We start from the raw sequence: 22,581 nt of genomic DNA on the forward strand, positions 1-22,581 counted from the left end.
TTTATTAAATTGTATTATATATACGTACTTATAAGCACATTTATAAGCTAACACACCCGTCGAAGTATTTATTTATAATTAGCCGACGGTAATGTTTCAGTAAAAACAGAATGAAATTAACTTGGTATATTTTATTATCCAGCTGTCTTCTATCTATAATTTAATTTCCAATTTGTTTTTCATTTACATAAATTAAGTATTCTTGAGCTTCCAAGAATTCCTCTTGTGACTCTGTAGGAATTATATCGACCTCAGGAATACTTGAGACTCCTAGTTGTGCCATAATCGTTTCATAGGTCATTAGGGCTTGAATATATTGTTCATATTCTTCAGCTGTTAAAACCTCTTTGCTTGATGGGAGTCCGTTTAATTTGTCAAAGTATGGTTGAATTTCGTACATAGCTTCTTTAATTTTCTCTAATGGTTCTACAGGGAGTTGAGAATAATCTATGTTTCCATTGTTATCACCATATTCCAGTTTTGCATTTGTAAATACATTTAGTAAATCTTTAAATTGTTCAAATTCCTCTTTTCCTAGGTCACCTTTTGCTTGATTTAGTTTTGCATCAAATAATAAGTAACTTTCCATTGTAACATTTGCCACATGTTTTTTTAGATTATCAAATGAACCATATAAATTATCGGCAAGTAACGCCTGATAAGCAAATACACCTGTTGGAATCATTAAACAAGCAGAAATAACAGCTATAGCCAATCGTTTTTTTACAAAACGATTCAGTTTACCACCCATTTCAGAATTTGCTTTATTAATGCCCAATTTACTTCTTTCATGAATCTCTACAGGGATTTCAATTTTTGATAACTCTTGCTTTAGATGGTTATGCATAGTTATCTACCTCCTTTAAATTTTGGCGAAGCTTATCTAACGCACGGTATAAGACAGACTTTGCGGTTCCAAGCGGGATGTCTAATATCTCTGAAATTTCCTTTAATGTACGATCGTCGTAATATTTTAGTAAAATGACACTCTTCTCATCCTCTTTTAAAGTATCAATCAGCTTGTGTAAAGATAAAGTAAGTGCAATGTCTTCATCTTCTGACCCAGTAAGCACTTCAAAGTCTAAATTTAGCGGGATCACCTTTTTATTTTTATTGATTAAGCTCAATGCACAATTAATCGTAATTTTCATGAGCCATGTCTTGAAATATTCTGGTTTTTTCAATGTACTGATTTTCTTAAATGACTGATAGGCCACTTCTTGAACAAGATCTAATGCATCATCTTTATTTTTTACATAGACATAAGCCATTCGATAAATATCTGCTTCGTACTGCTGAAAAAGCATTAAATAAGCTTTATCATTTCCTTTTTGTGCTTTCTTTACTAGACGTTCAAGTTTCATCTTAATTCCTCCTTTCGTTTTGGTTTTACATCTATTAGATAAACTGGAAGGTGATTTGGCTTAAATTTTTTTAATTAATTTTATGTAATGGGGTTTGGGAAGGTTTAATGAATGTACACTTTGTCAAAATAACACATAACTAAAATCAGTAGTTCAAAGTATTGGGATGGGAAATTGTAAAAAAATAAGCACTTATTTTGTTAATAATCTCCATTGTTTTATTAGCAATTTGGTTCGGGGCTTAGTTATATCGAAATAAAAAAAACAGAATTTAATCTACACGTTAATGTAGATTAAATCTGCCTTTTTGTTTTAACAGCAACAATCTTTGAGAAAACAGCCTTACTCTAAAAAGGACTTCCTAGACAACCTCTTTGCCTTTATACACTGATGTAAGAGTTATCAGGAATTAGCTCTATCTGCTCTGATTTTTACCAGATGGAAACTCGATCCTCTGGAGCTACATACATGCCATCTCCAGGCTTGATTCCATAGGTATCATAGAATTGCTGGAAGTTCACAATCGTGCGGTTTACCCGAATTTTATTAGCTGAATGTACATCGTTTTTGCTCAGAATCACTGCAAATTCTTTTGTTGTTGTGGATTTCCACATTTCTGCATTGCTTTCGAAATATGCTTTATAATCTGGATTACTCATATTGGATACAACTTGCAGTGAAGCGGCCATTCCGCCCAAATCGGCGACATTCTCGCTTAGTGTAAGCTGACCGTCGTTCAACACACCCGGAATAATCTCAATGTTATTATAGAACTCAATCAGTTCCTGGTTTTTCTCTTTGAATTTCTTAAAGTCTTCTTCTGTCCACCAGTTATTTGCATTTCCATTTTCGTCGTATGCAGATCCGTTGTTATCAAATGCATGGCTGATTTCATGGCCAATGATCATGCCAATTGCCCCATAGTTTTCTTCAGGTTTAGCGTTAATGTCATAGAAAGGCGCTTGAAGAATACCGGCAGGGAACGTAATTTCGTTATTAAGCGGATTGTAGAAAGCATTTACGGTATATACGCTTGTTCCCCATTCCGTTCTATCAACCGGTTTTCCTAGCTTGGCTTTTGTGTTATCAATATATGCTTTGTTTACTGTGAAGGTATTAGAGAACAGCGAGCCGCCTTCGTCATATGTCTTGATCGCTACCTTATCTAATGTCGTATCCCACTTATCTGGGTAACCGATCTTAACAATCATCGTATCTAGCTTTTTAATCGCTTTATCTTTTGTCGTTTCTGACATCCAATCAAGAGATTTAATTCTTTCTTCATACGTAGCAATTAATTTCTCTACCATTTGCTCAACATCTTTTTTAGCTTCTGGTGAAAAATGTTTCTCGGCAAACATTTGCTCCAAATATCCGCCCATTGTGCCAGTTGTCTTGGCTACTGCGATTTCCTGATCTGTTTTTTCTCCTGTAACGCCATATAACGTTGCGGAAAACTCATTTGCAGCGTCTCTGAATTCATCTGACAACAGACCACCTGTTGCCGAAAGCAGTTGTACTTTTGAGTAAGCTTTAAGTACGTCAAGATTAGCTTCATTCAAGAGTTCCGAGCCTTTTTGCGCCAACTTTTCATCGATTACGATCACTTTATCTGCACTGTCGACTTTCATCGATTTCAAGACTTGTTTCATATCTACTGTTTTGAACATGTCATCAAATTGTTCGATCGTATACGGATTATAGTATTTATTGACATCGCCTTGTTCATGAGGTTCAAGCGATACGGAGGCTAGGCTTTTCTCCATTCCATAAATTTTCTCGGCATGGGCTTTCGCTGCAGACTCTTTCTCACCCGATGACACGAGAAGTTTGGTCATATATTGAATATAGGCTTTTTTCGCTTTTTCGTCTTCCGTTATAAAGCTGTTCTTATCCAGACCGGTAGCTAATCCAGTGTAATACAAAGCATTTTCGCTGCTGTTCTTTGCATCGCCCATGATTGCAAAGCTGAATAATGAACTTAGCCCCAATTCTTTCTCCAGGGTAAGATCTGCTTGAACGAGCTCATCAAGCGTTTTAGCCCCGTCAATGGCCTTTACATATTTTTGAATGGGTTCAATCCCTTGTTTATTTCTATTTTTTGTATCTAACGCTGTCGCATAGAAGTCTGCAATTTTCTGTTCTTTTGTTCCTTCTGTGAATTGTTTGCCAGCGAGCTCATCTATTATTTTTTCTATTTTATTGTTATTTTGCTTATGCAGCTCGGGAAAAACGCCGCCCATGATTTCTCCTGCCAGAATTGTCGATTTATTTAACCATTCCTTATTAATTGCTTCATAAAAATCGTCATTTAAATGGGAGCCTTTAAGCGTCCACACTCTGGCAATCATGTTTTGGAACTCATCGATTGTAATATTGTCATTTGCGCCTAATGTGCCGTCAGGTTTGCCCGTCAGTACGCCTGCTTTTGCCAGTTTATCGATATCTTTCTTAGCCCAAGCGGGTACATCGGTGAACTCGACGCCAAATGTTCCACTGCGCAGATCATTTCCGACTGGCTCTGGCAATTCGCCGAATGCTCTACTCAACATGACTAAAGCTTCAACCTTCTTAGCTGGCTCATTCTCTCTTAAATCGTTAAAGCCTTGCATAACGTATTCTTTATTAATTCCTGGTTGATAAGCGTCTGCTGCCACCAACAAGGTTTTAACGATCTCTCCTCTTGTCGCTGGTGGCGACGTTTCATCGGCATACACCGATACGCTAACTGATAGGACCATTATTATGGCCATGAATAAGGATAAAAACTTCTTTTTCATCTTCGTGCTCCTCTACGATATATTTGTATAAATAAAGATAAATGAGTAGAATTTAGTATATCCCCATTTATATTCCATTATAGTTAATTTATTTTAGTTTGAAAATATGTAAGGAGCTTTTTCATTTTCAAGAGAGCATTATCTAGTCTAGAGCTTTTAAGCTAGAGCGGTACCACAAGTAAGGTAGTTCAACAAGGAGCGATTGAAATACAATAAATATGGAGTTTTGGGGAATAATGATACTAAACAAATTTAAGGAGAATCAGAAATGAAAAAATTGCTTTTTAGCCTTATCTTCGTTTTAGTAATTCTTCCTTCACAAACACACTCTGAGAATAAAATTGAAGAGTTGCCACCTTGTTCAGCAATACTTGAACCAACAAAAAACGTACCTAAAAATGCCAGAGGAGTAGCGCTGATTTATAATATTGAAAGAAAGTTTAATGATGAACGAACAAGTCTCAGTGTTCACGCACTTCATTTACCAAAACCATCTAGTTTTGGGGATTATGATGGTTATGAAGTATTAGCATATATTCCGAAAGAAATAAGTTGGATTTTCTCATTGTCTCCTTTAACTAAATATGGAGAAACTACTTGGGCTGGGAAATTGGATGAAGTTTCTCCTATATTGCGACCTACTCGTATCAAAGTTCGGACAGTCAATACAAAGACAAAGAAAACGGGTCCTATTGTACTTGAAAAAATACTAAAACCTTGTTGAATTAATGGGGTGCTTTACTTGAAGAACATTGGGTTGCATATGCAACTCTTTTTTTTATTGAACTAACAGAGCAGTTTAGTTGAATAATAAGGAGTAGAAGGTTATTTTAAATAGATATACAAAAGTGGGATTTTAAATTTCATCACTATATTGAATGAATATCTGAAAGATAATGTTCAGCTTTACGTATAGGAAGGAGGAGCATAGTTTTGAAATTGATAGGATTAATCATTCTAGGTGGCTTATTTCTTCTTTTATTAAGTTTCATCTACATAATTATTGGTGTAGTGTTGCGAAATAAAAAAGAAAAGTAATTCTGGTTATTTTAATAGCTTCGCAAATATTGTGTTTTAGATGTTATGTTGGTTTATGTAATCAGAATTTTACTGCACAATATGAGGAAATTAATAAGTAGGGTTATCAACTACTTACTGCGAATACCAAAGAATTTGTGAAGAATCATACTTTAACTAACTGGGTGCGCTTGTTAAACAAGCGCTACAAAAAAATACCCAAACTTATTTATAAAAACTGTTTACTAATATTACCGGAAAAGAAAGTATTTTGATCAATCTTTGTTCAATGTACTTTCTTTTCATTTACTATAAAAAATGATTTTTAGAATTACGTATCAAACTTTATTCCAAACCAACAAATCTTCAAATCCTGCATCTTCGTCAGTCAGCGCTCAATATTTTACTCCATCGTCTATATTTCTCAACCTTCAGTTAGATCGTTGGCAAGAATCACAACTAAGTTATTTAGCTCAAATCACTAAACATTGCAAATAAAAAAGCCGAGGAATAAATCCTCGACTTTTTCAGGTGCCTAGCGACGTCCTACTCTCACAGGGGGAAGCCCCCAACTACCATCGGCGCTAAAGAGCTTAACTTCCGTGTTCGGTATGGGAACGGGTGTGACCTCTTTGCCATCATCACTAGACTATTTTCGACCTCCAATACACGGCGTATTACTGCGTCAGCTTCTCTCGCTCAATCGGTCACGTACAGAGGTACGCTCCCTCATTCACTCGTTTGCTTCCTTGTACTACTTGTGTCTTGAAGCTCTCTTCGGCTTTCAATATACATCGTATCTTGAAACCCTTGGTTGAAAGAAATTGTTCTTTCAAAACTGGATAAACGTGCATTGAATGTTTCAAACATTTTGGTTAAGTCCTCGATCGATTAGTATTCGTCAGCTCCATGTGTCACCACACTTCCACCTCGAACCTATCTACCTCATCGTCTTTGAGGGATCTTACTTACTTGCGTAATGGGAAATCTCATCTTGAGGGGGGCTTCATGCTTAGATGCTTTCAGCACTTATCCCGTCCACACATAGCTACCCAGCGATGCCTTTGGCAAGACAACTGGTACACCAGCGGTGTGTCCATCCCGGTCCTCTCGTACTAAGGACAGCTCCTCTCAAATTTCCTACGCCCACGACGGATAGGGACCGAACTGTCTCACGACGTTCTGAACCCAGCTCGCGTACCGCTTTAATGGGCGAACAGCCCAACCCTTGGGACCGACTACAGCCCCAGGATGCGATGAGCCGACATCGAGGTGCCAAACCTCCCCGTCGATGTGGACTCTTGGGGGAGATAAGCCTGTTATCCCCGGGGTAGCTTTTATCCGTTGAGCGATGGCCCTTCCATGCGGAACCACCGGATCACTAAGCCCGTCTTTCGACCCTGCTCGACTTGTAGGTCTCGCAGTCAAGCTCCCTTGTGCCTTTACACTCTACGAATGATTTCCAACCATTCTGAGGGAACCTTTGGGCGCCTCCGTTACCTTTTAGGAGGCGACCGCCCCAGTCAAACTGTCCGCCTGACACTGTCTCCTGCCCCGCTAAGGGGCATGGGTTAGAATTTCAATACAACCAGGGTAGTATCCCACCGACGCCTCCTTCGAAGCTGGCGCTCCGAGATCTCTGGCTCCTACCTATCCTGTACAAGTTGTACCAAAATTCAATATCAGGCTACAGTAAAGCTCCACGGGGTCTTTCCGTCCTGTCGCGGGTAACCTGCATCTTCACAGGTACTATAATTTCACCGAGTCTCTCGTTGAGACAGTGCCCAGATCGTTACGCCTTTCGTGCGGGTCGGAACTTACCCGACAAGGAATTTCGCTACCTTAGGACCGTTATAGTTACGGCCGCCGTTTACTGGGGCTTCAATTCGCAGCTTCGCTTGCGCTAACCACTCCTCTTAACCTTCCAGCACCGGGCAGGCGTCAGCCCCTATACGTCACCTTACGGTTTTGCAGAGACCTGTGTTTTTGCTAAACAGTCGCCTGGGCCTATTCACTGCGGCTCTCATGCGCTTGCACGCTCAAGAGCACCCCTTCTCCCGAAGTTACGGGGTCATTTTGCCGAGTTCCTTAACGAGAGTTCTCTCGCACACCTTAGGATTCTCTCCTCGACTACCTGTGTCGGTTTGCGGTACGGGCACCTCTCACCTCGATAGAGGCTTTTCTTGGCAGTGTGAAATCAGGAACTTCGTCCATACGGACTCGCCATCACAGCTCAACGTTACAGTGTGCGGATTTGCCTACACACACGCCTTACTGCTTGGACGCGCACAACCAACGGCGCGCTTACCCTATCCTACTGCGTCCCCCCATTTCTCAAACGGTGAGGAGGTGGTACAGGAATATCAACCTGTTGTCCATCGCCTACGCCTATCGGCCTCGGCTTAGGTCCCGACTAACCCTGAGCGGACGAGCCTTCCTCAGGAAACCTTAGTCATACGGTGGACGGGATTCTCACCCGTCTTTCGCTACTCATACCGGCATTCTCACTTCTAAGCGCTCCACCAGTCCTTCCGGTCTGACTTCAACGCACTTAGAACGCTCTCCTACCACTGACATCGTAGATGTCAATCCACAGCTTCGGTGAATCGTTTAGCCCCGATACATTTTCGGCGCAGCGTCACTCGACCAGTGAGCTATTACGCACTCTTTAAATGATGGCTGCTTCTAAGCCAACATCCTGGTTGTCTGTGCAACGCCACATCCTTTTCCACTTAACGATTACTTTGGGACCTTAGCTGGTGGTCTGGGCTGTTTCCCTTTTGACTACGGATCTTATCACTCGCAGTCTGACTCCCGTGTATAAATATCTGGCATTCGGAGTTTGTCTGAATTCGGTAAACCGGGATGGCCCCCTAGTCCAAACAGTGCTCTACCTCCAGTATTCTCATCACGAGGCTAGCCCTAAAGCTATTTCGGAGAGAACCAGCTATCTCCAAGTTCGATTGGAATTTCTCCGCTACCCACACCTCATCCCCGCACTTTTCAACGTGCGTGGGTTCGGGCCTCCAGTAAGTGTTACCTCACCTTCACCCTGGACATGGGTAGATCACCTGGTTTCGGGTCTACGACCACGTACTAATTCGCCCTATTCAGACTCGCTTTCGCTGCGGCTCCGCCTTCTAAAGCTTAACCTCGCACGTAATCGTAACTCGCCGGTTCATTCTACAAAAGGCACGCTATCACCCATTAACGGGCTCTAACTACTTGTAGGCACACGGTTTCAGGATCTCTTTCACTCCCCTTCCGGGGTGCTTTTCACCTTTCCCTCACGGTACTGGTTCACTATCGGTCACTAGGTAGTATTTAGCCTTGGGAGATGGTCCTCCCGGATTCCGACGGAATTTCACGTGTTCCGCCGTACTCAGGATCCACTCAGGAGAGAACGAACTTTCGACTACAGGGCTTTTACCTGCTCTGGCGGACCTTTCCAAGTCGCTTCATCTAACTCGCTCTTTTGTAACTCCGTATAGAGTGTCCTACAACCCCAAGAGGCAAGCCTCTTGGTTTGGGCTCTTCCCGTTTCGCTCGCCGCTACTCAGGGAATCGATTTTTCTTTCTCTTCCTCCAGGTACTTAGATGTTTCAGTTCCCTGGGTCTGCCTTCAAGACGCTATGAATTCACGTCAAGATACTACGCGATTAAACGTAGTGGGTTCCCCCATTCGGAAATCTCCGGATCAAAGCTCACTTACAGCTCCCCGAAGCATATCGGTGTTAGTGCCGTCCTTCTTCGGCTCCTAGTGCCAAGGCATTCGCCGTGCGCCCTTAATAACTTAACCAAGTTATTAAGCCTATAAAAAAAACTTAAAAAATAAATGTGTTTGTTACAATTTCAATGTCGTTTTATCCAGTTTTCAAAGAACAAGTTTTGAAGTGTTTCATTCATAAGAATGAACCTTCAAAACTGAACGCAAAACGTAATCTTACAAACCCTAGGTTTGTATTCCGAAAATATCCTTAGAAAGGAGGTGATCCAGCCGCACCTTCCGATACGGCTACCTTGTTACGACTTCACCCCAATCATCTATCCCACCTTCGGCGGCTGGCTCCAAAAGGTTACCCCACCGACTTCGGGTGTTACAAACTCTCGTGGTGTGACGGGCGGTGTGTACAAGGCCCGGGAACGTATTCACCGCGGCATGCTGATCCGCGATTACTAGCGATTCCGGCTTCATGTAGGCGAGTTGCAGCCTACAATCCGAACTGAGAACGACTTTATCGGATTAGCTCCCTCTCGCGAGTTGGCAACCGTTTGTATCGTCCATTGTAGCACGTGTGTAGCCCAGGTCATAAGGGGCATGATGATTTGACGTCATCCCCACCTTCCTCCGGTTTGTCACCGGCAGTCACCTTAGAGTGCCCAACTAAATGATGGCAACTAAGATCAAGGGTTGCGCTCGTTGCGGGACTTAACCCAACATCTCACGACACGAGCTGACGACAACCATGCACCACCTGTCACCGTTGTCCCCGAAGGGAAAACCATATCTCTACAGTGGTCAACGGGATGTCAAGACCTGGTAAGGTTCTTCGCGTTGCTTCGAATTAAACCACATGCTCCACCGCTTGTGCGGGCCCCCGTCAATTCCTTTGAGTTTCAGTCTTGCGACCGTACTCCCCAGGCGGAGTGCTTAATGCGTTAGCTGCAGCACTAAGGGGCGGAAACCCCCTAACACTTAGCACTCATCGTTTACGGCGTGGACTACCAGGGTATCTAATCCTGTTTGCTCCCCACGCTTTCGCGCCTCAGCGTCAGTTACAGACCAGAAAGTCGCCTTCGCCACTGGTGTTCCTCCAAATCTCTACGCATTTCACCGCTACACTTGGAATTCCACTTTCCTCTTCTGCACTCAAGTCCCCCAGTTTCCAATGACCCTCCACGGTTGAGCCGTGGGCTTTCACATCAGACTTAAAGGACCGCCTGCGCGCGCTTTACGCCCAATAATTCCGGACAACGCTTGCCACCTACGTATTACCGCGGCTGCTGGCACGTAGTTAGCCGTGGCTTTCTAATAAGGTACCGTCAAGGTACAGCCAGTTACTACTGTACTTGTTCTTCCCTTACAACAGAGTTTTACGATCCGAAAACCTTCTTCACTCACGCGGCGTTGCTCCATCAGGCTTTCGCCCATTGTGGAAGATTCCCTACTGCTGCCTCCCGTAGGAGTCTGGGCCGTGTCTCAGTCCCAGTGTGGCCGATCACCCTCTCAGGTCGGCTACGCATCGTCGCCTTGGTGAGCCGTTACCTCACCAACTAGCTAATGCGCCGCGGGCCCATCTTATAGCGACAGCCGAAACCGTCTTTCAGTATTTCACCATGAAGTAAAATAGATTATTCGGTATTAGCCCCGGTTTCCCGGAGTTATCCCAAACTATAAGGTAGGTTGCCCACGTGTTACTCACCCGTCCGCCGCTAACGTCAAAGGAGCAAGCTCCTTTTCTGTTCGCTCGACTTGCATGTATTAGGCACGCCGCCAGCGTTCGTCCTGAGCCAGGATCAAACTCTCCATAAAAAGAAATTTGATTAGCTCAAATTGTTTTGCTGGCATCATGTTTGATGTCCAAAATTTTGTTTCGTTCACTAACTCAAGGTTAGCTACTAAAAACTTTATTGATTACGTTTTGCTTGTTCAGTTTTCAAGGTTCATTTCGTTGCCGTTTCATTTCAGCAACTTTTATATCATAACATTTCTTGTTTTTTGTTGTCAACTTCTTTTTTTAGAAGTTTTTTGCTTCGTTTCAGAAGCGACAACTCTTATATAATATCATTCTCGGTTATCGATTTCAACATCTTTTTAAAATGTTTTTTCGAAGCCGTTTTCGTTCTTGCGTCGTCTTAACGACAAGTACTAATTTATCACGATTCCATTATATCCGCAAGTGTTTTTTTGTTATGAAATTATCTTTTTTGAAAAATAATTAGTTAGTAAGCTATTTTGTGTTTTTTCGAGTAATAAACAACTCTTATAATCTCCTAGCTACTACTTTATTTGTTTTACTATACATCTCTTTCTCATAAATCTCAACAAGCTAAATCAATTATGCCTCAGCATAATTGCATCTGGAATCGGCTTTGTGCTTAGGCCTGCCGATGTTTTTTGTGCGAAAGCGAAGCAACACGACGTTGGTCACTCAGGCATTTTCACAGGATGTGAAGCTCTTAGCCTGAGTCCCTCTATTTCAGCGGGTGTTTGGATACCCGCTGAAAAGAGACTTAAAACCACATTCATCTCACCATCTATAGAAGTAGGAGACTTCTGTACCTACTGCTACGCTTTCGGCACAAAAAACATTTGCCGAAAGAAGTTAAATTTAAATATAAATTAAACAAAAAGACTCTTTCCTTTTCATATAATTCCATTAATACTAATAGATGATACCAATATAAAAAGGAGCTATGTAAAAATGTCCTATGTCAATAAACATCTTGCTCGTACCTTAGAACAACAACATAAGCGAAGTGTAAGAGGTTTATTTTTAAAAATCCAAGACTTAAATAATGATTGCACATTATTAAGAAAGCGACTTGAGCCACATATCGACTTAACCGTTCATAAGAATGCTATTGATTACGTCAATCAATTCGTTTCTCATACTACGATCCTCAACTTAAAATTTGTTACAAATACGCAAAATCTAGAGGTGGTTGTGTTACATAGCCTTTTATTAGTACATATTATAGAAAATGAAGACGCTTATTCTTTTAAACATGAACATACATTACTTCAAGAATACATACATGCAATATTTGCGTTAAATGATCATGCCAAGACACTTTATACGAATCATCAGGAAAAGATGCTTCACTATATGGAGTCTCAGCCAACATAAAAAAAGACGATCTTCGCAGCATTGCAACTAGATCGTCTTTTTTCTTTATTCTACGCCATGGCGAAATTGATTTCCTTCTATTGTAGTCCTTTAATAATCAATGATCGAACTGGTAAGAACTGCTCTCCTGTGTCACCGTAAGTGAGAATTACCTCATCACCTTCTTGTAAATAAATTGCAAGAGGTTCTGTTTCTGAACTTACCACATAGTTTTCTCCGTTATTCAGTAAAAATGATGCAACTGTAAAGTCACCGAGACGTTCTTTGTATACGCGAAGCACCTTGCCACTAGCATTTTTTTCTTCTGCATGTGAGCTGCCTTCAACCTTATTTCCGCCTCTACTTAAAGCTGTTTTATATAACTTTAATGCCTCTTTAGGAGTTGGCGCATAAACGGAAATTTCAGGATTTGCCGCGGACACGATGAAATAATTTTGTAAGAAACCATTTGAATCAAGCACCGCTGTTAGCCAACTTGCTTCACCGTAGAAGTTATACAAGACTGGCATTTTTCCAGTCCATTTTTTCTCGATAAATTTCTTCTCAATAATTTGCAAATTACCTTGTGAATCCATATAAGAAGCATCTGAATTCCCTGTATAGTAGGTTGCTTCACCTGTTCGAGCATTTGTTAATGAATAGCCAAGCATCGAATCGACACCCTCTTTAGGACTCGTAAAGTCTGTGAAATAATACATATCACCTTTCTCGTCAAAAATTGGGCTGACATTTGACTCTGTTCCCTCATCAGAAGGAAGTTTTACATCTTTCTTACCAAACCTACTGTTCCAATATCCGTGAACATAATTACCGAAATAGCTATTTTGTAAACTTACTGTCTCAGGCGAAACCGCTCCATCAATAAACTCTGGGACATCCGCTAGCTTAATCACCTCTGATTTTCCTGTCAGCGCATCTACAAGCACGATCCCTTTTACATCAAAGCCATTACGTCCTGAAATAAAATCACCGTATGATTGGATGTAGTATGGCTTACCATCTTCATCTACTTCAAGTTGTACATCCCCGTAAAAAATAAGGTAAGGATGTTGTAAACGGATATGACGCTCTAAATTTGCATTTAAGTAAGCTGAAGGAACATACTTCATTTCTTGCTCAACAAATTTAGGATTATCTGCTGAATCCGTTGCACTCATGATAAAGTAACCAGGTGTCGTTTTACCATTCATCCATTTAAAGAAGCCTGAAAACTCAACTGGAGCTATATAGACATACTCACCATTCACTTTTTGAATTTGTAAGCGCCCTAGCTCATAATAACTTGTATTCGGTACCTGCCCGAACGCTTTTTTCATCTTATTACGCGCAAATTGAGGTGGCACACTTGCTGGTGTCTGTGTTTCATCAAACGGTTTTATTTCAACCTCTTCCTTCATTTCAGCTGAATTGAATTTTTCGTTAGCATTCCATAAAGGCGCTGATAATACATACACCGCAACACCTAAACTAGCTAAAAATAAAACACCTTTTATTTTTCTTTCGATGCCACTTGCAAGGAATGCCCCACCTAAAGTTAATAGAATTATGGCAGGCCAAAAAGCAAGCCAATTCACATCCATTTTCGTCACATATACTGTTATACTAGTAGCTAAAAATGCTAGTACAAAAACACCTATAAAAAAGTATCCAATTACCTTTTTAGACTTTCCATCTTCTCGCTTTTTCGTTATAAGCGGTGTTAATAAAACACTCGCAATTAGTCCAATAACTGCCGAAGCTAATAATAGCTTGGTCATTTCGTTCACCCTCTCTTAGCTAACTGTCTACTTATTTACGGCTACATATCAAAAAAGTTTCATACATAAGGTGTGTATAGTAAACTCTTTATGTATCAACTAAAACTCTGAATACAGGAAATTCTATCATAGATAAAGAATTTTTAAAGAAAAGGAGATGAGAAATTTGTCTAAAAAAATTTTACTAACATTCATTACATTGTTTGGCCTCTATTATATTTTTTTCTTTTCCGAAATTGCAGAAAGCTTGAAACTTGTCTTTAAAGTTATCCCAATGCTTTTAATCATTATTTTAGCGGCTACACAAAAGAACTTGGGCATTAAAAAATATCAACTACTAATTGTCATCGGACTTGTGTTTTGTATGGTCGGTGATTATACCCTACAGTGGTTTCTAATTGGGCTAACGAGCTTCTTGATTGGACATATTTTTTATATCTTCGCCTTCTCTTCTACGAATGAACGACAAGTGCCGACTTGGGCGAAGATTGTATTACTCGTTTACGGGGCGAGCATGGCTGTGTGGATTGTAGGTACAGTGTTTTCATCAGGAGATGTCGTGCTTGGTTTCGCTGTAATTGCCTATATTTCTGTCATATTAACGATGGGTTGGACAGCGATTAAAACAGGTTCGACTTTTGCAACGATTGGAGCTCTGCTATTTATCGCATCAGATTCCTATTTAGCTGTTGATAAATTTGTTATGCCTTTACCATTTTCACATGAGTTTATTATGCTGACATATTACAGTGCCCAAATACTTATTGCGTTAAGCATTCTTCAATATTCCGAAATCCGAAGTAAAGTGTTACAATAATATCAATTATGCCTCAGCATAATTGCGTCTGGAATCGGCTTTGTCTTTGGACACCTGCCGAAAGAAGTTACACATACACATTAGGAGGCCATACTTATGAAAGAACAAGTAATCGAGCGATTAGTTCGCTATGCAAAAATTGATACACAATCTGATTTCACAAGCGAAACAACTCCTTCCACACAAAAACAATTTGACTTATTGCACGTACTAAAAGATGAACTTACTGCAATAGGCCTAACTGACATTACATTAGATGAAAATGGTTATTTATTTGCGACACTTGAAGCAACTACAGATAAAGATGTGCCTACTATAGGTTTTTTAGCGCATGTTGACACTACGACAGATTTTACTGGCACAAACGTGAATCCACAGCGCATTGACAATTACGATGGTGGAGATATTCAACTAAACGAAAATCTAGTGATGTCTCCAGCAGATTTCCCTGAGCTGAAAAATTATGTAGGTCAAACGTTAATTACAACGGATGGTACTACATTATTAGGCGCTGACGATAAAGCAGGTATCGCTGAAATTATGACTGCCATGGAATACTTAGTAAATAATCCTTCGATTAAACATGGCAAATTACGTGTAGCCTTTACGCCTGATGAAGAAATCGGCCGTGGTCCTCATAAATTTGATGTCGCTGCATTCGGAGCCGACTATGCTTATACGATGGATGGCGGACCTCTTGGCGAGCTACAATACGAAAGTTTTAATGCAGCAGGTGTAAAAGTAGTGACAACAGGTACGAGTGTACACCCTGGTTCTGCAAAAAATAAAATGGTCAATGCCATCACAATGGCAATCGCCTTCCAAAATGAAATGCCTATTGATGCTGTACCAGAAAAAACAGAGGGCTATGAGGGCTTTATTCACTTAATGGGCTTTAAAGGTGCGATCGAGCATACCGAGCTTTCCTATATCGTACGTGACCACGACCGTCAAAAATTCGAGGCGAAAAAACAACTAATGCTTGATGCAGCAGCGAAAATGAAAGCTCAATATGGTGAAGATGCTTTAAGCATTACAATTGAAGATCAATACTATAATATGGGCGAAAAAATTGAGCCTGTAAAAGAAATCGTTGATATTGCACGTGCAGCTATGGAAAAGTTAGATATTACACCGATTACACTTCCAATCCGTGGCGGTACTGATGGTTCTCAACTTTCTTACATGGGCTTACCGACACCAAATATTTTTGCAGGTGGCGAAAATATGCACGGTAAATTCGAATATGCATCTGCCGAAACAATGGAAAAAGCAACACAAGTTATTATTGAAATCGTACAGCTATTTGAACAACAAGGAAAATAGTTAGGAAGAAGGGTTTACCCCTTCTTCCTAACTTTTTCGAAATAAATGACTGAATTTTCAAATTAAACAAAAGGTTTTGAGGTGACTTTAAATGAAAGAAATTGCATTAGGCATTATAGCCTCACTTTTTTTTGCTGTTACTTTTATATTAAATCATGCAATGGAAATGCAAGGTGGTAGCTGGCTATGGAGTGCATCCCTGCGCTACTTCTTCATGCTACCGTTTCTACTTGTTATAGTTTTTTATCGCAAAGGATTTACACAGCTTTCAGGTGAAATGAAAGCACAGCCTGTAGCCTGGATGCTTTGGAGCTTTATCGGATTTGTATTATTCTATGCACCGCTGACATTTGCAGCAGCATTCGGTCCAGGCTGGCTCGTTTCTGGCACATGGCAATTGACAATTGTCGCTGGCGTATTACTAGCTCCCCTCTTTATTTCAGTAGTCGCTGGGAAAACAGAACGTCAAAAGATACCACTTATTTCATTGCTAATTTCATGTGTCATTTTAGTCGGCATTTTACTTATTCAAATACCACAAGCACAGTCTGTTCCATTTAAAAGTTTATTGCTTGGCATTTTACCAGTTATCATTGCTGCCTTTGCCTACCCTCTTGGTAACCGCAAAATGATGGAAGTCTGCGGCGGACGCATCGATACATATCAACGAGTTCTTGGCATGACCATCGCCTCGATGCCCGCATGGATTATTATGGCCATTTATGCAATGACAACGGTTGGGCTTCCCTCAATCAGCCAAGTGACACAATCATTACTTGTAGGTATAAGCTCTGGCGTCATCGCGACAACTTTATTTTTCATTGCGACTGACCGTGTTCGCGATCATCAAGGCAAGCTTGCAGCAGTTGAAGCAACACAATCTACAGAAATACTCTTTGTCATTATCGGTGAAGTATTATTACTCGGCATTGCATTCCCAGATCCAATTGCTCTTGCGGGACTAGGTGTCATCATTGTAGGCATGCTATTGCACAGCTACTACACGATGATACTAGGGAGAAAAAGCGCTGTTCATAGTAGCAGGCCTACTCAAGAATATTAAAGATAAGTAATTGTAAAAATGTACATTACTAAATTTACTTTTAGTAGTGTACATTTTTTATTCTAGAGAGCACTATAATTTGTAAATCATTGTTATAGAAGTGCCAACTACTTCATAATCTTTAAAGCCAAGTTTTTTATAAATATTAATGGCCGAACTATTTTCAAGGTCTACACTAAGAGAAATGGTATTATAGCCCTCACCCTTTGCTTGTTGAATTATTTTACGCATTAGTAAAGTCCCCAGCCCTCTTCCTCTTACATCTTTTGAAACAGCCATTCCTATTTCAGGAGTATTACAATCAATATAACCATAGCCTTTATTATTTTCATCAAACAATCTGTACCAGACTGCACCAACAGTTTGATTTTCTACATCAAAGGCAATCAAAGCTTGATCTCCCTTTCTCCCCCAACCTTCATGATATTTTCTTATGTGAGGCGAGTTTAGCAAAGCCTCTTTTGATGGTTTATTCACAGGAATAAGTATTGACTCATATAACATATCTTGAAAGAACTCAAACTCATTTTTATTACCTTCAAAATTCCTAATATTAAACATAAAATAATCACCCCTTCAATATTGTTACTTCTAGATTCTAGCCTTATTACTATATGAATTTAGGGATATCATATAGTAAAATGTAATTTTTGGTAAATTGATCAAAAGTTATATTTTTTAAATGTACGCTAAGTTATAAGTTGATTGGAGTGGATACTGGGCGACTCCTTGGGGTTCAGCGGTAGAGGAATGAAGGCTAAGAGCATCACGTCCTGTGATAACGCCTTCGTGACCTACATCGTGTAGGCCCGAGACCCTGGAACGAGCAGTGCGAGTGAAGCGGCTCATCGGACGCCCCCAGGAAGCTTTGCTCTGCGCGAAAGCGAAGCGTCAGCAACAATGTTTTATCTGCGCGAAAGCGAAGCGTCAGCAACAATGTTTTATCTGCGCGAAAGCGAAGCGTCAGCAACAATGTTTTATCTGCGCGAAAGCGAAGCGTCAGCAACAATGTTTTATCTGTGCGAAAGCGAAGCGTCAGCGGCAATGTTTTATCTGCGCGAAAGCGAAGCGTCAGCGGCAATGTTTTATCTGCGCGAAAGCGAAGCGTCAGCGGCAATGTTTTATCTGTGCGAAAGCGAAGCGTCAGCAACAATGTTTTATCTGCGCGAAAGCGAAGCGTCAGCGGCAAAGCGCCCAGCCGGAACGGAGATCAACCCCACGTTATGGTGGGTTCATTTTTATAGGAATACTTTGAAGATTTATCGGAACATAATCTCATTTTATCGGAACAATTTTTGCTTTTATCGGAATAATATCTCGTTTTATCGGAACAATGGCAGTTTCAATCAAAAAAAGACGACTCAATCACAATGGAGTGAGTCGCCTAAAGTAAAGGATTTGTTATTCATAAGATCTTAGTTCACTGCTATATCCATTGATATAACCGTAGCCTGGTGCAAAAAATTCACCATAGGATGTTTCCACAACATTGTTAAACGTGCCTGATGGTTTTGTGAATGTGTAATGAATGGCACGAACAAACCCTTCATTTTTCATTCCGCTCTCCATTCTCGTCACTTTTGAGCCTTCTGTAACTGGTTTTTCAAATATATATTTGATACCATCCTTTTCATAATTAAAGGTTTGTTCTGTTTCATAATAGTCAATGAACCGATTGTCGTTCTGCGCTTCAAAACGATTATTAGCCGTTTTCTTATATACACCATTCGTATACACTAGCTGCTGAAGCGTATCATTTGGCAAGAATGACGTTGTAATAATCGGTGATTCGTTCGGTTTTATGGTAGCTAGAGCAATTTTCGGTACATAATACGTTTCCCCATCTATCTCAATCCAAGCTGTCGCATTTTTTTCTGTCAATAACATTACTTCATCAAAACGCTTTAGCTCTTTTGACTTTCCATTATTTTTACCAATAACACCATATCGAATATAGCGTTTCTCTTGAGTTTGCACAGGTTGGAGTAACTTTACAGGAATATATGTAAAAATAAAGTCTTCCCCCCATGTTCCGAGCTCTTGCACTCTAAGGTATCCATTTATTTCAATTCCTAACGATTGAAAAACGGTACCTTTTGAATACTTCCCTCCCGCTTTTCCTCCAGCAATTGGACCTCTTAAATGTCGTGTATCAGCTGTTAGCTTATAGAGTCTTTCATCTCTTTTTATTGTTTCGGCAATGCGAATATCTGTGGCGTCAATATAGCCCCCTTTAGATTTTCCATCAGTTGGGTGCGTAATATCGTAATATAGATTTTCACCAATAGAAACATCATAACTAATGCCCCCATCTACATATCCTTCCAAGTAATGTGTTCCATAGTTTAAGGAGGAGGCTCGACCATTGATGTTGATATAGCCAGGATTATCATAAAGAGAAGCGCGGATGTTCAGAGGTACTTTCTTAAAAACAACTAAATCTGTTGCTTGTACGCGGTAACCCGAGCTCATCCAATAAAACGTTTTATTGTCATACTTTTCAATATCATACACTCGGAAATAGTTATTGCGTTTGACTGTCATCGAACTATACGTACCGTTTGCATTTTCCTTATACACTTTTACATCTTTTGTAAAAGTCATTTTTCCCGTTTGCCCCTTCACAACTTGTGCCCCGTCCCACTGTACTTCTGCCGCTTTAGATGATGATGGGTTTGTAAAAAAGGCTAAAACAATGAGCAAAGTGATCATATATTTCTTCATTTATTTCCCTCCACCTATTTCTAATTAAAATCCCTATTTTTATCATATCACACCCATTATGTTACTTATTATCCAATTCCCCTATCTAAAGACAATCAAAAAAAGAGACTGGGACAAAACCTCATTTTTCTGCAGCGAAAGTGGAGCGGAGCGCAACGGCAGCTACAAAATTCTTTAATGAGCTGCTGTTTTGAGATTTGTCGAGAGCTTTTGATTGTTTATCCACCAACTTTTGAAAAATAGCGATATCTACCTTCATGCAACACTCTCTGACCGCACTGATAACTTACGTCGCTTATAACATAAGCATATTTTTACGCAAAATTAAAAAATTTGACTTCAAAAATGCGCGAGAAATCAACGTTTCTAAAATTGATTTCTCGCGCTTTGAAGGTTTATCGACTATTTTATGTTTTTATCGGAACAAAAAAACGACTCAATCACAATGGATGAGTCGTCAGAAGATTTTACGTTCCCAAAAAATGAGGGGGGTTTTAGGAGCGTTATCATGAACTAGCAAACTTCTGGAGAAAAGTAGCTAAAGTTCATCCTCTCTACACTGTATTGTAGAAGAGGAATATTCTTTATACGATAATGATAATCATTATCAATTAAAAAGTCAACACTAATCTGAAAATTATTTTAGTTTTTTTATTACAATGACTACACCCTTAGTTAGAAATGTAGAAAACAATCTATACAAAGGCTGCACAAGAAAAACCAACCTTTCAGATATGTTTAATTTATTTTACTATATTGCATTCCATTTGTGAAGCAAAAATGATTAATCTATAATTGAAGTAGCAGACGATTGAAAGAAAAGGTGATGACAATGCCAGCATTAACGATGGATCAAGTTCGACAATTGAATTCCTATAGCATTTATACGACAGAACCAAAGCGAACATTATTTACTTTAGCTGATATACATAAAGACTTTTACCATCCTGACTTTTTAAACCTGATGATGGGTATTACAGACGCAGCAACGGAAGCAGCAGCTATTTCTCATTTCGCACGCCGCTACGGTATGTTTTTCGCTATGCAACTTTACATGCTTGCCGCCTATGACGAAGTGTGGGTTGGTAAACCAATCGAGCTTCGCTTTGATGCAGCAAAAGAGTTCAACAGCTTTACAGTCGCAATGTTTGTTAACCCAAATGATTGGCGTTATGTCGATGAAGATGAACGCCAGGCAGTGATTGAGAAAATCCTATATGATGGGCATGTTATTGTTCAACAGCTTCGTAAAGTAACATCTATTTCCCCTCTGACAATTTGGGAGAATTTCTTTGGTTATCTACTTTGGCACTATCATATCTTGTTGTCTAACCCTGGCTTAGCTGACCAAGCAATGGAGGATATCGAGGCCTTAGAGGATCCTAAAACGTGGGCTCGTTTCTCTAACAAATCATGGTGGGCACAATATACAGGAGGCCAAAGTCCAACTAATTTAGTGAACGTTCCTGTACGAAAATCATGTTGTTTTTCTAAAGATATACCCGGTTTAATGGCTTGTGGCTTTTGCCCAATAAAATAATAATCTCTTTAACAAAAAAGCATTACCTCTCATAATAATTGAAAGGTAATGCTCAGACTATAGACAAACGGTACTCCTGATTGCATTAAGCTATATTGCATTTTAATCGTGAGGCCTCGATATTCAACATTTTGAGAAAAGTGTCGAATATCGAGGCCTTTATCTATGGTGAGACTAACCTTGGATGAAAAAGAATCCGTTTTAATCCATCTTTTATTCAAAAAAAGAAGGCTTTCGATAAAACTAGGAAGTTTAACTATTATTCAAAAAAAATTAAAACTTTTTCCAATTTGAATCGTCTCTTTAGTGCGCGATATCTTACGGAGGATAAAAATGATAAATCAAAATCCATTTGAGGTGATTGAAAAGATTTATGAGGAGCATTACACATATTTGCGGAACTTTTTAATTGGATTAACTAAAAGTTATGACGTAGCCGATGACATCATTCAAGAGTTATTTGCGAAGATTTTAACAGATCCATCAAGAGTTCAACAAGTTACTTATATGAAAAGCTGGTTAGTGAAGGCAGCCAAAAATACACTCCTCGATCATTACAAAAAAAGAAAACCAGCGCTGTTTCATGATGAAAGTGTAATTGAAAGCTTATTAATTGATAATCAAACACCCGAATCAAAGGCAATAATAAATTCCCAAATTATAAGTACATTAGGTTATTTATCAACGAGTGATAAGGCCATTTTTTTAGCTAAATTTCATTATGGTTATGATTATCAAGAAATAAGTACACTTTTGGATATACCGATCCCTACATTAAAGTCCAAGATATTTAGGATGAGAAAACAGATGGCTAGAAAGAGGTGAAAAAGATGGAGGATTCCCAAAAGATTCATATTCTTTCGCGGGAGTTAATCTCTGTATTTGATGAGCTAGAACAGGAAACAAAAGATGTGGTTTTGGAACATACTCAAGACTGTAGTGAGTGTAGGCAATTATTTAATGAATTAGCTGATGGAAGTTATCCGATGTTAGAACGGAGTGAGGAAGTAGAAATAAAGCCATTAAAGAAATTAGTTCAGTTTAATCATGGCCTTAAATGGTTGTTTATTTCCATTAGAGCCCTCATATTATTTTACATCATATTTTCTTCTTTTCACTTTTACAACTGGGAATTGTCTGCTGATGCGGCCATTGAATATATCAAAAGTGTCACTTTCATGTTCTATTTCCCAGTAGCTATTTTTTTATCAGTATTCACAATGACCTTTTTTACCAAGAGATGGATTATACTCTCAATTCTTTTTGATTTAGGGATTATATTTTTTTTAGATACATTTATGTCGATTTTCTATTAATACATCAATCTATTGGGGGTGAAGAA

General features: G+C 39.6%; 16 protein-coding genes and 3 rRNA genes. 9 read left to right on the forward strand and 10 right to left on the reverse strand.

Features of this window, described 5'->3' with window-relative positions; all coding sequences use genetic code 11:
- Nucleotides 1-160: 160 nt before the first annotated feature.
- The 3 genes from ACB089_RS22835 to ACB089_RS22845 form a co-directional block, all read right to left on the reverse strand.
- The gene (locus ACB089_RS22835; protein WP_374964056.1) at nt 161-847 is read right to left on the reverse strand and encodes a DUF3600 domain-containing protein; all 687 of its coding nucleotides are present in this window, start codon (nt 845-847) and stop codon (nt 161-163) included.
- Nucleotides 840-1,364: a sigma-70 family RNA polymerase sigma factor gene (locus tag ACB089_RS22840; protein ID WP_374964057.1), complete on the reverse strand. Its 525-nt coding sequence runs from the start codon at nt 1,362-1,364 to the stop codon at nt 840-842. The genes ACB089_RS22835 and ACB089_RS22840 overlap by 8 nt, the downstream gene beginning before the upstream one ends.
- Before the next feature lie 431 nt (nt 1,365-1,795).
- On the reverse strand, nt 1,796-4,144 hold the full coding sequence (locus ACB089_RS22845) for a M13-type metalloendopeptidase (RefSeq protein WP_374964058.1): 2,349 nt from the start codon (nt 4,142-4,144) through the stop codon (nt 1,796-1,798).
- 268 nt (nt 4,145-4,412) lie between these two features.
- On the opposite strand from ACB089_RS22845, the gene ACB089_RS22850 reads away from it, so the two are divergent.
- A complete protein-coding gene (locus tag ACB089_RS22850) occupies nt 4,413-4,868 on the forward strand; it encodes a hypothetical protein (protein WP_374964059.1) in 456 nt (151 codons plus the stop codon).
- An 826-nt stretch (nt 4,869-5,694) separates the two neighbouring features.
- On the opposite strand, the gene rrf is transcribed toward ACB089_RS22850, so the two are convergent.
- From rrf to ACB089_RS22865, 3 genes are all read right to left on the reverse strand, one after another.
- Nucleotides 5,695-5,810, reverse strand: a 5S ribosomal RNA gene (gene rrf / locus ACB089_RS22855).
- Between the two features lie 222 nt (nt 5,811-6,032).
- A 23S ribosomal RNA gene (locus tag ACB089_RS22860) occupies nt 6,033-8,960 on the reverse strand.
- A gap of 182 nt (nt 8,961-9,142) precedes the next feature.
- A 16S ribosomal RNA gene (locus tag ACB089_RS22865) occupies nt 9,143-10,694 on the reverse strand.
- Together the 16S, 23S and 5S rRNA genes form the textbook arrangement of a ribosomal RNA operon.
- A gap of 892 nt (nt 10,695-11,586) precedes the next feature.
- On the opposite strand from ACB089_RS22865, the gene ACB089_RS22870 reads away from it, so the two are divergent.
- Nucleotides 11,587-12,012 (forward strand): hypothetical protein, encoded by a 426-nt coding sequence (locus ACB089_RS22870; protein ID WP_374964060.1) that lies wholly within the window; start codon nt 11,587-11,589, stop codon nt 12,010-12,012.
- Between the two features lie 77 nt (nt 12,013-12,089).
- On the opposite strand, the gene ACB089_RS22875 is transcribed toward ACB089_RS22870, so the two are convergent.
- Nucleotides 12,090-13,769: a hypothetical protein gene (locus ACB089_RS22875; RefSeq protein ID WP_374964061.1), complete on the reverse strand. Its 1,680-nt coding sequence runs from the start codon at nt 13,767-13,769 to the stop codon at nt 12,090-12,092.
- 157 nt (nt 13,770-13,926) lie between these two features.
- On the opposite strand from ACB089_RS22875, the gene ACB089_RS22880 reads away from it, so the two are divergent.
- The 3 genes from ACB089_RS22880 (at nt 13,927) to ACB089_RS22890 (ending at nt 16,975) form a co-directional block, all read left to right on the forward strand.
- The gene (locus ACB089_RS22880) at nt 13,927-14,586 is read left to right on the forward strand and encodes a lysoplasmalogenase (protein WP_374964062.1); all 660 of its coding nucleotides are present in this window, start codon (nt 13,927-13,929) and stop codon (nt 14,584-14,586) included.
- A 96-nt stretch (nt 14,587-14,682) separates the two neighbouring features.
- On the forward strand, nt 14,683-15,912 hold the full coding sequence (gene pepT, locus ACB089_RS22885) for a peptidase T (protein WP_374964063.1): 1,230 nt from the start codon (nt 14,683-14,685) through the stop codon (nt 15,910-15,912).
- Between the two features lie 91 nt (nt 15,913-16,003).
- Nucleotides 16,004-16,975 carry a multidrug resistance efflux transporter family protein gene (locus ACB089_RS22890; protein WP_374964064.1) on the forward strand — a complete coding sequence of 324 codons (972 nt, stop codon included), beginning with the start codon at nt 16,004-16,006 and terminating at the stop codon, nt 16,973-16,975.
- Nucleotides 16,976-17,047: 72 nt separating this feature from the next.
- Here the strand turns inward: ACB089_RS22890 and ACB089_RS22895 are convergent, their stop codons facing one another.
- On the reverse strand, nt 17,048-17,536 hold the full coding sequence (locus ACB089_RS22895; RefSeq protein WP_374964065.1) for a GNAT family N-acetyltransferase: 489 nt from the start codon (nt 17,534-17,536) through the stop codon (nt 17,048-17,050).
- Nucleotides 17,537-17,810: 274 nt separating this feature from the next.
- Here ACB089_RS22895 and ACB089_RS22900 point away from each other — a divergent pair, with 274 nt between their 5' ends.
- Nucleotides 17,811-18,230 (forward strand): hypothetical protein, encoded by a 420-nt coding sequence (locus tag ACB089_RS22900; RefSeq protein WP_374964066.1) that lies wholly within the window; start codon nt 17,811-17,813, stop codon nt 18,228-18,230.
- A gap of 146 nt (nt 18,231-18,376) precedes the next feature.
- On the opposite strand, the gene ACB089_RS22905 is transcribed toward ACB089_RS22900, so the two are convergent.
- Together ACB089_RS22905 and ACB089_RS22910 are read right to left on the reverse strand one after the other, a co-directional pair.
- Complete coding sequence (locus tag ACB089_RS22905) at nt 18,377-19,699, reverse strand: hypothetical protein (RefSeq protein ID WP_374964067.1); 1,323 nt, start codon at nt 19,697-19,699, stop codon at nt 18,377-18,379.
- A 121-nt stretch (nt 19,700-19,820) separates the two neighbouring features.
- Nucleotides 19,821-19,958: a hypothetical protein gene (locus ACB089_RS22910; protein ID WP_374964068.1), complete on the reverse strand. Its 138-nt coding sequence runs from the start codon at nt 19,956-19,958 to the stop codon at nt 19,821-19,823.
- Nucleotides 19,959-20,531: 573 nt separating this feature from the next.
- Here ACB089_RS22910 and ACB089_RS22915 point away from each other — a divergent pair.
- The 3 genes from ACB089_RS22915 (at nt 20,532) to ACB089_RS22925 (ending at nt 22,555) form a co-directional block, all read left to right on the forward strand.
- The gene (locus tag ACB089_RS22915; protein WP_068985936.1) at nt 20,532-21,239 is read left to right on the forward strand and encodes a Fe-S oxidoreductase; all 708 of its coding nucleotides are present in this window, start codon (nt 20,532-20,534) and stop codon (nt 21,237-21,239) included.
- Between the two features lie 333 nt (nt 21,240-21,572).
- Entirely contained in the window at nt 21,573-22,064 is a 492-nt protein-coding gene (locus tag ACB089_RS22920) for an RNA polymerase sigma factor (RefSeq protein WP_374964069.1), read from the forward strand.
- Nucleotides 22,065-22,069: 5 nt separating this feature from the next.
- The gene (locus ACB089_RS22925) at nt 22,070-22,555 is read left to right on the forward strand and encodes a hypothetical protein (RefSeq protein WP_374964070.1); all 486 of its coding nucleotides are present in this window, start codon (nt 22,070-22,072) and stop codon (nt 22,553-22,555) included.
- Nucleotides 22,556-22,581 lie beyond the last annotated feature (26 nt).

Origin of the sequence: Lysinibacillus sp. RS10 (assembly GCF_041956855.1) — a bacterium.
Lineage (GTDB): Bacteria > Bacillota > Bacilli > Bacillales_A > Planococcaceae > Lysinibacillus > Lysinibacillus xylanilyticus_A.